Source organism: Ruegeria sp. YKSF57, assembly GCF_059612585.1.
In genome coordinates this window covers 19,066-31,238 of sequence record NZ_JBXWQW010000047.1, presented here as the reverse complement: position 1 = coordinate 31,238, position 12,173 = coordinate 19,066, and the positions used below count along the sequence as shown (strand labels likewise).

The window sequence follows — 12,173 nt, the reverse complement described above, 5'->3', positions numbered from 1 at the left end:
TCGATGCCCTTCCCCCATCGCCCATTATTGGCGTTTTCAACAAAGCCTATGAGCTGCGGCAAGCCGGGGCCGATCTGATCGATTTTTCTGTGGGCGAGCCAGATTTCGACACCCCCGTCCATATCTGCGAGGCCGGGGTTGCGGCCATCCGCGCGGGCGAGACACGCTATACCCCCACCGATGGCACCGGTGCGGTCAAAGCGGCTGTGATCGAGAAATTCCAGCGCGACAACGGGCTGGCATTCACCACTTCGGAAATCATCGTCTGCTCGGGCGCGAAACCCCTTTTGGCCTCGGCCATTCAGGCGGTGTTAAACGCAGGGGATGAGATGATCTTGCCGGTGCCACTCTGGGCTTCGCATCTGGGGATGGTGCAGGCGGTGGGCGGTGCTCCTGTGCTGGTCGATACGGCTGCGACGGCATTCAAGCTGACGCCCGAGGCGCTGGAGGGTGCAATCACGCCCCGTACCCGGTTGCTGATGCTCTGTTCGCCATCGAACCCGACTGGCGCGGTTTATTCGGCGGTCGAGCTGGAGGCGCTGGCACAGGTTCTGCGCAGGCACGCCCATGTCAATGTGATCTCTGATGACCTTTATGAACATATTATCTTTGACGGGGCTGAGTTTGCGACGCTGGCGGCCACTGTGCCCGATCTGCAAGATCGTATCCTTACCGTTAACGGTGTGTCGAAATCCTATGCCATGACCGGCTGGCGCATCGGCTATGCGGGCGGGCCGGATTGGTGGACAGGCGGTATTCGCAGCCTGTTCAGTCAGACCAATGGCGGGCCATGCTCGGTCTCTCAGGCCGCTACCGTGGCCGCGCTGACAGGGCCGCAGGATTTCCTGAAAGACTGGTGCGCCACCTATCAGCACCGCCGGGATGTGGCCCTGGCCGGGCTGGCCCAGATTGAAGGTTTGACCACACAGAAACCAGGCGGTGCGTTCTATCTGATGCCCGATTGCGGAGCGCTTTTAGGTCTCGCGACACCGGATGGCGCGAAGCTGAACAACTCAACCGATCTGGCAGCCTATCTGATGGATCATGGGGCAGTTGTCGTGCCCGGTCCGGGGTTCTCCTGCGATCCGTTTTTCCGTATGTCGATCGCAACCTCGGAAGACAATATCGTCGAAGGGGTCAACCGAATGAAAACCGCCATCGAGAGGCTGAGCTGATGCCCCCCAGATTCGATCAATTCGCCGCCGAGCTGAGCTATGACGATCTGCCTGAAGCGGCGCTGTGGACCTTGCGCCGCTCATTCACCGACACAATGGGCGTCGCCGCCGTGGGGGCCACGACCGAATTGTCAGGGATTGCCCGGCGCACCGCACCGTTGATTTTTGGTGCGGGCAGTGCCGGTGGGGCGCGCATGCTGATGGATGGTCGGTCGGTCAGCCCCGTCGGGGCTGCCATGGCTGGGGCCTTTACCATAGACAGCATCGACGCACATGACGGGACGACCCCCTGCAAGGGCCATGCGGGTTCCGCGATCTTTCCGGCATTGATCGCCATGGCGCAGGCCAGCAATCAGGATATTGACGGCAAGCGCTTTGCTGAAATCCTCGCTGCTGCCTATGAAATCTCATACCGCGCGGGTCTGGTGCAGCACGCCACCTGCGCCGACTATCATACCTCGGGGGCCTGGACCGCCGTCGGCGTGGCCGGCGCCGGGGCGAAACTGCTGGGTGGCAGCGCGGAACAGATCCGCCACGCGGCTGGCATCGGCGAATATCATGGGCCTCGCAGCCAGATGATGCGCTGTATTGACCACCCGACCATGCTGCGCGACGGGGTCGGCTGGGGTGCACCTTCGGGCGTAACAGCGGCCTATCTGGCGATGGAAGGGTTCACAGGCGCACCCGCGCTAACCTGCGAAGGCAAGGACGGGGCTGAATTCTGGTCCGATCTGGGACAGGGTTGGCGCTTGATCGATCATACCCACTACAAAGCCTACCCTTGTTGCCGCTGGGCGCATCCCTCGCTGGATGCCGTGCATGACATGATGGCCGAGCATGGGTTTACCCATGAGCAGGTGGAAAGCGTCGAAATCCGCACCTTCCACTATGCCACCCGTCTGGCCGGGCATGAGCCGCAAAATCAGGATGAATTCGCCTATGCCATCGCCTTTCCTGTGGCTGCAATGATCGTGCGTGGTCAGGTTGGCGTGCCGGAATTGACCGATGGGGCCCTGCGCGACCCGGATATCCTGCGCATCAGTCGGGCAACCCAACTTATCGACGACGCGGAAATGACCCGCATTAGCATCGAAAAGCGTTGGGCGCAGGTAACGATTGTACTCAACGACGGTCGCCGGATCGAAGACAATCCCCGCACCCCGCGCGGTGATGCAGATAATCCGCTGAGCGACAGTCAGATCACCGAGAAATTCCATCTGCTGGCTGATCCGGTTTTGGGCAAGGAACGGGCCACCGAAATCCATGATCTGTCAGCGCAGTTTGATCATCTATCAGCGCCTGAACTGAAACGCCTATTGGCCTTGTGTACCACGAAACTCTGAGCTGAAAGCGCTGGGAGCCGCTGAAAATTTACCTTAGGGTCCGTTTGTCCCCGCAAGTTCAGGTAGTCAGATGTCACGCAAGATTCCGCCCTTTGCCGCGATCCGCGCCTTCGAGGCCGTTGTCCGGCTAGGGCGCAATGTAGAAGCCGCTCAGGAACTCAATATCACCGGTTCTGCGATTAGCCATCAGATAAAATCTCTGGAGGCATTTGTTGGCGCGACCTTGCTGGAACGCGGAACCAACCAGGCGGCTGAACTGACGGCAGAAGGCAAGGCCTTGTACGAACCGATACGTCAGGCGCTGGACACGCTTGATGCGGCTTTTGCGAAATACACGGACAAAAAAAGCGACCAGTCTGTTTCGGTCCATATGTACCAGTCACTGGCGAATATGTGGTTGATCCCAAAGCTGCCGAACCTGCGCGAAGCTGCCCCCAACGTGAAGATCAATATCATCACGATGCCCGAGGAAATCACACTGAGTGGCAGCGATATCGACATGGCCATTGTTTATGCAGACAAACCGCCGCAGGAGGCCCGTTGTATCAAACTGTTTGACGAGGTGATACAACCAGTTTGTTCGCCTGATTACCTGTCGGCGCGAGGATCAGTTCCATCGCCCGAAGAGTTGCTGTCCGAACCGTTGATCCGAAGCCGGCATCATGTAAACGAATGGGGCCTCTGGTTTTCCGCAGCGGGTCTGACTGAAACTGCGTGGAAACCGATTGCCGAAATGGACAATCGCTCGAATGCGTTGCAGGCCGCACAAAGCGGGTTGGGTTGGGCCATGGATCGCCGACCTTTTGGCGAAGAAGGTCGGCGCAAAGGAAATCTGGTCGCGCCACTGGAATTGAACCTGCCAACAGGCAACGCGTATTATCTTCTGACCTCATACCGAGCCGATGGTGCACGCGTCGTAACGCAGTTCCGCAAATGGCTATTGCGTATTTGTGCCAGGGAATTTCAGCTTAGCTAACTGTCCTATTCTGGACATCCCGCAGTGTTTGTGCAGCATGGGCAGGCCAGTGCGGCTGTTATGCATGGAAAGCCAACTTTGCAAAGTTTGGCCCGTTTCCCGACAGCAGCCATTCGTTTAGCGTGCGGCGAAAGCCGGGCGAGAGCCCAAAGCGATCACTGAATATTTACGAAATCCGGACGACTGTGGGATAGGATGCCGCGAGAAGCGCGGCAATTTCGCACAGCTTTCAGCAGTCAATATTTGGTGCCGACAGATGGCTATGGTCTTTGGCGCTGATTGGCGTCTTATCGGCTCAAGACTTTGAAAACGGCCTGTTTGTCCAGAAATCAAGCAACATTTTCGCTATCTTGGTCTGGTGATGGGCATAGACCACCACGTCGAGCTTTTCCTGACCCAATTGATTGCGTAGGGAGATCAGCTCGCCGCTTTCAATTTCCTTGTGCACCATGCTGAACGGCAACCAACCAACACCGAGACCGTTCAGGATCATTTCCTTTGCCCCACTTGAAAAGGCTGTCTGGCAAACGGGGTTTTTGCTGAAATCGGCGGTTCCGAACGGGAGTTTGCTTTTGTTCAATGCTTCGCCGAAATAGCTGTTTTCGGGATAGACGATCGCTGGCGTATCCAAAGGCACGTCGCCGTTTCCGCGCACTGCATACCGCAATCCGCCACCGATGACCGGAACGAGGTAGTCGTGACCCCAAGTGCCGCGACGTATGCCTGCTCCGAACGGCATTGGGGCGACGTTTCGCGCCTCATAGCATAGCAGCATGTTGGTATCGCCGCGCAGGAACAGAGTGACGCAATCGTTCAGATTGGCAGTCCTGAGGCGAAAACGGAGCCCCTTGAACGTGGCACGTGCACGCAATGCCATATCAGGGAAGGTGGAGACGACCGATGCGTGTGTCGCGGCGATCGTCACAATCGAAACGGTGGGGTCATGTTGCGCAATTTTTGTGCGCAGGTCATTTAGCCTTGCGATCAAAGAGCGGATTTCGGCCTCGTTAGAGGCCAGTGCTGGACTGATCTCGACCCGGTTCGATTTGCGATCGAGAACTTCAATCCCCAGCCACTCCTCAAAACTGCGAATACGCCTTGAGAACGCTGGTTGTGTGATGTTTCTGCGGGCCGCGGCCCGCGTCATGTTCCGCTCTTCCAGAAGGGCCAGAACATCATCAAACCACAGCATATTCATCCGCACCTCCCGAGTACCCAAACAAAATGTATGAGCAGCCTGCGAAATATGCACTGTTTTTCTTCTTTTTCTTTTGAAAGTGTTTGGCTGTAGGCAAAAGCAGGGAGAGTGTGGTGGCGGAGACAATTCAGATGACCGGCGGTGACAAGATGGTCGCGCCGGAGATGGTTTTGAGCTTGTGCAAGGAATTATCGCTGACGCTGGCGAAATTTCCCCGGGTATCGCTTGGTCATCTTCCTACGCCGTTGGAGCCGATGGATCGCCTGAGCGAAGCTTTGGGTGGTCCTCGGTTTTGGGTCAAACGGGATGATTGCACTGGCCTCTCGTCGGGTGGGAACAAGACCCGTAAGCTGGAATTTCTGATGGCTGACGCAGTCCAGAAAGGCGCAGATACAATCATCACGCAAGGGGCGACGCAATCTAATCACGCGCGTCAGACAGCAGCGGCGGCCGCAAAACTTGGCCTTGCGTGCCATATCCTGCTTGAGGATCGTACGGGTTCCAATGACCCGAACTATATTCTGAATGGAAACGTCCTGTTGGATCGATTGCATGGTGCCAGTGTCTCCAAGCGTCCCGGTGGCGCAGACATGAACGCCGAGATGGAAGCCTGCGCTGCGCAGATGAAGTCAGAAGGCAAAAACCCTTACATCATCCCGGGCGGTGGATCGAACCCGATCGGGGCATTGGGCTACGTGAACTGCGCGCGCGAGTTATGCGAACAGGCCGCCAATGCCGGGTTGAAAATTGATGCGCTGGTACATGCGACCGGCAGCTCGGGCACACAAGCCGGATTAGTCGCCGGTCTTGCCGCCCTAGAAAGTGACATTCACCTTTTGGGCATCGGCGTGCGGGCCCCGCAAGACAAACAGGAAGGCATGGTCCATGATCTGGCCGTACGTACTGTCGAGTATATGGAGACGGGTACGCCCATTGCGCGCGAAAATGTGCGCGCAAACTGCGACTACGTCGGTGCAGGATATGGTCTTCCGACCAAAGGGATGATTGACGCGCTCAAGCTGTTGGCCCGCACCGAAGGGCTTCTGTTCGACCCGGTCTATTCCGGTAAAGGGTTGGATGGTCTCATCGACCAAACCCGCAAAGGCTATTTCGACGGCATGGACAATGTCGTCTTTCTGCACACCGGCGGAAGTGCAGCCCTGTTTGGCTATCCCGAAACTTTCGAACTTCCTGGCTACGTGGCCTGAAAATATACAAAAAACCAACAAGGAGATATCAAATGACACTAAAAAAATACTTGATCAGCGCGGCTTTGGTTTCAGCTCTCGGCGCACCACTCGCCGCTGAAGAGGTTAAGATCGGTGTTCCCACATGGACCGGAGCACAGGCTATTGCTCATGTCTTGGGTGAGATCGTGACCACCCGCATTGGCGGCACAGTGGAGTATGTGCCGGGCAACAATGCCACGATTTTTCAAGCGATGGATCAGGGTAAGGGTGACATCGACGTTCACCCTGATGTATGGCTGCCAAATCAGGAAGCGTTCACCAAGCAATACGTTGATGGTGCCGGCACCGTGACGTTGTCATCGAACCCCTACCAGGGCAACCAGGGTTTCTGTGTCTCCAAAGACTTTGCCGCAGAGATGAATATCACCGACATCGCGGATCTTGGACGCCCCGATGTGGCGGCTGCGATGGACAGCGATGGCAATGGTAAGGGTGAAATGTGGATCGGTGCACCCGGCTGGGCCTCGGCCAATGTGAACGAGGTAAAGGTGCGCGACTATGGCCTGTTGGATTTCATCGATCCGATCCGCGCCGAGGAAGCTGTAAAGACCGCGCGCATCAAGGACAGTATAGCCAAAAACGAAGGATATGCCTTCTACTGTTACGAGCCGCATGCTGTCTGGTACATGTTCGACGTGGTGATGCTGACCGAACCGACTTATGACCCCGAAAAATACGTTATGGTGCAGCCCTCCGACGATCCTGATTGGTACAACAAGTCGATGGTTGCCAGCAAGGACGCCCTGAAGGAAGTGCAGATCGCCTGGTCCAACTCGCTTGCAGATCGCTCGCCGGCGATTGCGGAGTTCTTCGCGAACTTCTCCCTGACCGCCGATGACGTGAGCTCGCTGGCCTTCGAGATCAGTGCCAATGGGCGGGATGCTGAGGAAGTTGCGGCCGAATGGGTTAACGCCAATTCCGAGCGCGTAGATTCGATGCTGGGTCTCTGAGCCAGGCCAAAAAACAACGGGCAGCACCTAGCGGTGCCGCCCCACTTGAAGGCACGCACGGGTGGGCGGATGAGCGACGAGACTGTAATCGAAATTTCCAACATCTGGAAAATCTTCGGGGCAAAACCCGAGGCCGCTCTTGAAGCCATTCGTGCGCGGGGGCTGACCAAGGCTGAAGTCCTTGCTGAATTCAACGCGGTGGTGGGCGTGGCCGATGTCAGCCTCGACGTCAAACGCGGTGAGATCTTCTGTATCATGGGCCTATCAGGGAGCGGCAAATCCACACTCGTGCGCCATTTCAATCGCCTGCTCGAACCAACGGCCGGCAAGATCGAGATCGAAGGCACGGACGTCATGGCACTCGGCACAAAGGAACTTCAGGCTTTCCGCAACCGAAAAATCGGGATGGTCTTCCAGAACTTTGCGCTGATGCCCCACCGTTCAGTCCTTGATAACGTAGCAATGCCCCTGGAAATCCGCCAGGTCGCCAAGAACGAGCGCATGCGGCAGGCGGCCGCCATTCTCGACATTGTCGAATTGGGGGCTTGGGGGTCGAAATTCGCTCACGAACTCTCTGGCGGCATGCAGCAACGTGTGGGGCTTGCCCGTGCGCTCGCGGCCAACCCTGATGTTCTATTGATGGATGAGCCCTTCTCCGCACTTGATCCCCTGATCCGGCGACAATTGCAGGATGAGTTCATCCGGCTGTCCAAAATCCTCAAAAAGACCACGATCTTCATCACTCATGATCTGGATGAGGCCGTCCGTATAGGAGACCGGATTGCGATCATGCGTGATGGCAAAATGGTGCAGATCGGCTCGGCTGAGGACATTGTCATGCATCCCGCTGATGACTACGTTGCTGATTTCGTGGCCGGGATATCGCGCCTGAAGGTGGTGCATGCTCATGCGGCGATGCAACCCTTGGACAGCTACCTCGCCACGCACGGCCCGCTGCCCGCTGACATCGACCGGGTGGACCACAATGAGACGCTTTCCGCTTTAATTACGCGAGCCATCGACGATGAACGGCCGGTTCTGGTGTCCGAAGGCGGCGAAGACAGAGGTGTCATCACTCGCGCAGATCTGTTGCGCACCGTGATTGAAGGGACGGAAATGTCATGAGCGAAGATCTTGGTGTGAACCCCCTTGAAGACACAGAAAGCGAAGCCGCGCAGGCCTACGCCGAGGAACGCCGCGAGAATATCCGCACCTTTGTGCGCACAAGTCCCGACTACTACATCCGCAACTTCGACAAGATCGGTTCGTCCGCGCGCTTTACGGCAACCTTCAATGTGATGGCCGGGCTTTTTGGTCCGATCTGGTTCGGCGCACGCGGACTTTGGTCATGGGCATTGGCCTTTCTTGTCGTCGAGGCAATCGGCTTTGTGCAGATAGCGCGGGGCCTATTCGGAGATCTGGGAGCGGATGCGCTGGCCCGTGTGACCTCGATCGAAGGTACGCTCGATTTGCGCTACCAGCAGCTTGCTGCAGCTCAAGAAAGCGGCTCGGATCGAGCCGCCGCCATCCAGCGCCAGATCGAAGGGCTGGAGGCCAACATTGAAGGTTTCCGCGCCGAGGCAGAGCTGCTCGCCGCGCAAGGTCCGTCGATTGCACTCACCGGGGTTATCATCTTGCTTGTGGCTAAGCTCATACAGGCTGTGGCCGCCAACTGGGCACTGGAGGCCCGGTTTTCTGACTGGCTCTCAGATCGCGCCATTCGCTCTGGCATGCCGGTCAGTCAGATTGTTTTCAGCGCGGGTTTCATGATCTTGTTGGTCGCGACCGCAATGATCCACTACAGTTTCCCCGGCCGTTTTTCATTTCTCAGCGAGTTTCCGACGGACAACTCAATCCGCCTGGCCAGTATTGACAGCGTAGAGGGTTTTATCGCCTGGTGCGTCGCCAACAGTGTGGCGTTCTTTGAAGGGCTCACCGCGGCCATTCGCTGGTTGCTGGATGCCATGGAGGTTGCACTGGTTCAAACGCCTTGGATTGTGGTGGCCTCGCTGATCGTTCTGTTGACCTGGCTCACGGCTGGGTTGCGCATGGCTATATGGTCTGGTGCCTTTCTGGCCTACATGGGCCTTCTCGGCTTCTGGGAAAAAGCTATGACCACTTTGGCGCTTCTCGGCACTGCAGCGCTGCTTTCCATCGTGATTGGCATTCCTTTGGGCATGTTCTCTGCTCGCCGGCCGCGGTTCTATGCTGTCATCCAGCCGATTATGGATTTCATGCAGACCATGCCTGCCTTTGTCTTCATGGTGCCTGTGATTGCCTTTTTTGGTGTTGGCAAGCCAGCGGCAGTGATTGTCACTATGATCTTCGGCGGGACACCTGTGGTACGCCTTACCGTTTTGGGTCTGCGCGGTGTTCCTGAAAGCGTGCGTGAAGCCGCGATCAGTTTTGGCGCCAACAAGTGGTACCTTCTCACCAAGGTCGATCTGCCGCTCGCCAGCCCCTCCATTCGCGCGGGCATCAACCAGACAATCATGCTGTCGCTGGCCATGGTCGTGGTGGCCTCGCTTATTGGCGCGAAAGGGCTGGGCGAAGACGTCCTTGAGGCGCTGCAATACGCCAATGTGGGCCAGGGTATCCTCGCAGGTTTTGCCATTCTCTTCTGTGCGATGATCCTTGATCGGATCGTTCAAGGTCAGCGAAAGTGATCCCCCTTGTCCTTGTTCATGGTTTCATGGGGGGCAGCGCACAATGGGATGGGTGTCGTGATGCCCTGCAGCAGTATACTGATGTGATTGCAGTCGACCTGCCTGGGTTCGGCGCAAATGCCTATCTGCCGCCAATTGACAGTATTGGCGGATATGCGGATTGGGTCGTCCGGCATCTCCGCGGCCTTGGAGTAGAGGAATATCATCTGCTGGGTCACTCCATGGGCGGTATGATCGCTCAGGAAATTGCCTTGCGCGAGGCTGAAAGGATTGACCGTCTTGTGCTTTACGCAACGGGCGCGGTCGGTGTTTTGCCGGGGCGGTTCGAGACCATTGAACACAGTAAAAAACGCGCTGCGGAAGACGGCCCGGCGGCCACCGCACGTAGGATCGCAGCGACTTGGTTTCTGGATTGCGAAGCTGCGCCAGGATATGAACACTGCGCCGGGATCGCCGCTCAAGCCAAACTGGCCGCCATAAATGCTGGGCTTGAAGCGATGCAATCCTGGTCAGGAGAGCAGAACCTTAGCCGGATCCGGCAGGAAACTCTTGTGCTTTGGGGCGATCAAGATCGGACATATCCGTGGAGCCAAATTCAAATGCTTTGGGAAACAATTCCCAATACATTGTTAGCAGTTGTGCCAGGTTGCGCTCACGCTCTACATGCCGAGAGACCTGATTTTTTCACACGTTTAATCTCCGACTTTTTGGACCGCTGAGCAATCCCAACAACTTGGACTTTTGCAGGGCGGCAGCCAAGATCAGCTTTGTCCGCAGTGTTCGTTTTCATCAGCTTGAGGAACGTGGTCTGCAATCGACCAAAAGCTGCCGAATGCATCCGCAGCACCTAAGCTGAGCGGCAATGTCGGCTCGGGGCTCTGACCGCCAGTCGGTGCCAGCCGCAGAGAATGGCGGCGCCGAGCCCAACCTGTGAATTCGAGTTTTGTGCTGCGTGCGCACGCAGCGGCAAATATTCTTCACAAACACGAGATTCCATGACGCGGTGCGGCGGCAATTTCGGTCGTTCGTGAACCGCGCAGAATTTTTGAAGGCGGCAATTCACAAATCGCGGGACACTGCGGCCGGTCGACCTCCCCGCGGGAATGGCCGGTGTTTGCGCTTAGCGTCCAAGCCGCTTGGTGTCCGCTACAACAAGCTTTAGGTTGCCACAGACGCAAACGAGATCATCAGATAGACAAACAAGCGGACGTTCACACCCAGAACACTCAACTGAAAGCATCAGATGACGGTAGGGGGCACAGAGCGACCGATTTGAGATCGTATCCTTCGCTCATGCAGCAGACTGACTGCCTCGGTTACGCGCTGCATCGCAGTCTTGAATGCGGACGTTTGCCCTTGGGGCGATGCATTGGGAACAAAGGCGTCGCATGCAAAGCCGTCACTTGTGATGGTCGGTTCCCTTCATTCGGAATTCGCCAGGAGCTCTTCCGTAGCACTTCCTGAATGCCCGGGCGAAGTGGCTTGGCGTTGAGTAGTCGAGCAGTGCCGCGATTTCCGAGACTTGCATGCGACTGTCGGACAAAAGCTCTGCAGCCCGATGCATCTTGGCGGACGCGGTGATAGCTTTGAAGGTCGTTCCTTCCGCATCAAGATGGCGTTGCAGCGACCTGCGGCTTAACGACATCAACGAGGCGATGTCATCAATCGCTATGCTTGCCACTCCGAACCGTTGCACAATCAGTTGCTCGACATACGGAACAAGTTGACGTGGAGGCCCACCGTTGCACTGCCGGACAACATCGGCGCGTGTCGTCCACGTCGTGGCGGCGTTCGGGTTCTCCGCCGCGAGGTCAGTATTGAGAATCTCGAGGTAAATGCAGGGCGCGTCGCATCGCGTTGCTGTGCTAAGCCGGTCCTCGATACATGCTTTCCTGTGAGTTTCGCCGATGTCGAGGCCGATGGAAACGGGTCGCCACCTGGAGCCTCTATAATGCCGGGGTATGCTGAGCAAGGGTCCCAGCCCAGCAAGCGCGACATGTCGATAGCCGGAACCCCTCCTTTCAGCAAAGACATATTCAAAAAATGACGTGACCCTTCCCTCGCGAAGGCGAAGCTTGTCGTAATTGGCGTGAAAATGAATGATGCTGCTTGCGCGGAGGAGAGCGTCTCTCAACTTTGGAGCCTCAAGCACGTAGTCGCCCCATGAGCCATAATCTCGAACAGAAAGACCCTCGGCGAGGTACAGCGCAAAAAGTTCATCACCCGCGCTTTGCGCGGCTGATTGCAGAATGCGGTTGATCGCAATCTCCGGTATGTAATCTCCGACCTTGGAGTGGAAGTCCTGCGGGAGGTTCGCCGCACTCAAGCTGCGCCGAAGAGCACCTGGTCCGAGCACAGCCTCAATCGTGCTCGGGATTGACCCAAGCGCTTCTGCAACAGTGATCGCAGGGAGTGAGGCCATCGGTCTCCAAATCCAGTGGTTCTCGTTGCTGGCACCAAATGGTTCACGGGCCGGCGAGCGCGCCGCTACTGTGGCCCACCAGTCGAGGCGTAGTCAACAACGCCGTCGGGATACAATGAGTTATGAATTCGAAAGGCAGAACGGAATGGAAAGAACTGCCGCGTTTCTCACGCCGTCGATCGCCGTCTAGCCA

Annotated in this window: 10 protein-coding genes; 8 read left to right on the top strand and 2 right to left on the bottom strand. The window is 57.1% G+C overall.

Annotated features, from left to right (window positions below):
• The 3 genes from AC2FLX_RS17715 to AC2FLX_RS17705 all read left to right on the top strand — a co-directional run.
• Nucleotides 1-1,175, top strand: a 1,175-nt coding sequence (locus AC2FLX_RS17715; RefSeq protein WP_496875487.1) for a pyridoxal phosphate-dependent aminotransferase, incomplete at its 5' end; no start/stop codon positions are given.
• Nucleotides 1,175-2,518 (top strand): MmgE/PrpD family protein, encoded by a 1,344-nt coding sequence (locus AC2FLX_RS17710; RefSeq protein ID WP_496811014.1) that lies wholly within the window; start codon nt 1,175-1,177, stop codon nt 2,516-2,518. The genes AC2FLX_RS17715 and AC2FLX_RS17710, both read left to right, overlap by 1 nt.
• Nucleotides 2,519-2,588: 70 nt before the next feature.
• Nucleotides 2,589-3,494: a LysR substrate-binding domain-containing protein gene (locus AC2FLX_RS17705; protein ID WP_496811013.1), complete on the top strand. Its 906-nt coding sequence runs from the start codon at nt 2,589-2,591 to the stop codon at nt 3,492-3,494.
• Nucleotides 3,495-3,789: 295 nt separating this feature from the next.
• Here the strand turns inward: AC2FLX_RS17705 and AC2FLX_RS17700 are convergent, their stop codons facing one another.
• Nucleotides 3,790-4,692, bottom strand: coding sequence for a LysR family transcriptional regulator (locus AC2FLX_RS17700; protein ID WP_496875486.1), 903 nt, complete (start codon nt 4,690-4,692; stop codon nt 3,790-3,792).
• 194 nt (nt 4,693-4,886) lie between these two features.
• Between AC2FLX_RS17700 and cuyA the strand changes: the two genes are divergently transcribed.
• From cuyA to AC2FLX_RS17675, 5 genes are all read left to right on the top strand, one after another.
• The gene (gene cuyA / locus AC2FLX_RS17695; RefSeq protein ID WP_480749337.1) at nt 4,887-5,900 is read left to right on the top strand and encodes a D-cysteate sulfo-lyase; all 1,014 of its coding nucleotides are present in this window, start codon (nt 4,887-4,889) and stop codon (nt 5,898-5,900) included.
• Between the two features lie 32 nt (nt 5,901-5,932).
• Nucleotides 5,933-6,892: an ABC transporter substrate-binding protein gene (locus AC2FLX_RS17690; protein WP_480749229.1), complete on the top strand. Its 960-nt coding sequence runs from the start codon at nt 5,933-5,935 to the stop codon at nt 6,890-6,892.
• A gap of 69 nt (nt 6,893-6,961) precedes the next feature.
• Nucleotides 6,962-8,017 (top strand): quaternary amine ABC transporter ATP-binding protein, encoded by a 1,056-nt coding sequence (locus AC2FLX_RS17685; protein ID WP_170506780.1) that lies wholly within the window; start codon nt 6,962-6,964, stop codon nt 8,015-8,017.
• Nucleotides 8,014-9,558: an ABC transporter permease subunit gene (locus tag AC2FLX_RS17680; RefSeq protein ID WP_480749228.1), complete on the top strand. Its 1,545-nt coding sequence runs from the start codon at nt 8,014-8,016 to the stop codon at nt 9,556-9,558. Before AC2FLX_RS17685 ends, AC2FLX_RS17680 begins: the two co-directional genes overlap by 4 nt.
• On the top strand, nt 9,555-10,277 hold the full coding sequence (locus AC2FLX_RS17675; RefSeq protein WP_480749227.1) for an alpha/beta fold hydrolase: 723 nt from the start codon (nt 9,555-9,557) through the stop codon (nt 10,275-10,277). Before AC2FLX_RS17680 ends, AC2FLX_RS17675 begins: the two co-directional genes overlap by 4 nt.
• Before the next feature lie 680 nt (nt 10,278-10,957).
• On the opposite strand, the gene AC2FLX_RS17670 is transcribed toward AC2FLX_RS17675, so the two are convergent.
• Nucleotides 10,958-11,980, bottom strand: a complete 1,023-nt coding sequence (locus AC2FLX_RS17670; protein WP_496811011.1) for a helix-turn-helix transcriptional regulator — start codon at nt 11,978-11,980, stop codon at nt 10,958-10,960.
• Nucleotides 11,981-12,173: the final 193 nt, after the last annotated feature.

Coding starts and splice junctions, on each gene's coding strand:
- AC2FLX_RS17710 (WP_496811014.1), top strand. CDS start 1,175: ATGCCCCCCAGATTCGATCAATTCGCCGCCGAGCTGAGCTATGACGAT.
- AC2FLX_RS17705 (WP_496811013.1), top strand. CDS start 2,589: ATGTCACGCAAGATTCCGCCCTTTGCCGCGATCCGCGCCTTCGAGGCC.
- AC2FLX_RS17700 (WP_496875486.1), bottom strand. CDS start 4,692: ATGAATATGCTGTGGTTTGATGATGTTCTGGCCCTTCTGGAAGAGCGG.
- AC2FLX_RS17690 (WP_480749229.1), top strand. CDS start 5,933: ATGACACTAAAAAAATACTTGATCAGCGCGGCTTTGGTTTCAGCTCTC.
- AC2FLX_RS17685 (WP_170506780.1), top strand. CDS start 6,962: ATGAGCGACGAGACTGTAATCGAAATTTCCAACATCTGGAAAATCTTC.
- AC2FLX_RS17680 (WP_480749228.1), top strand. CDS start 8,014: ATGAGCGAAGATCTTGGTGTGAACCCCCTTGAAGACACAGAAAGCGAA.
- AC2FLX_RS17670 (WP_496811011.1), bottom strand. CDS start 11,980: ATGGCCTCACTCCCTGCGATCACTGTTGCAGAAGCGCTTGGGTCAATC.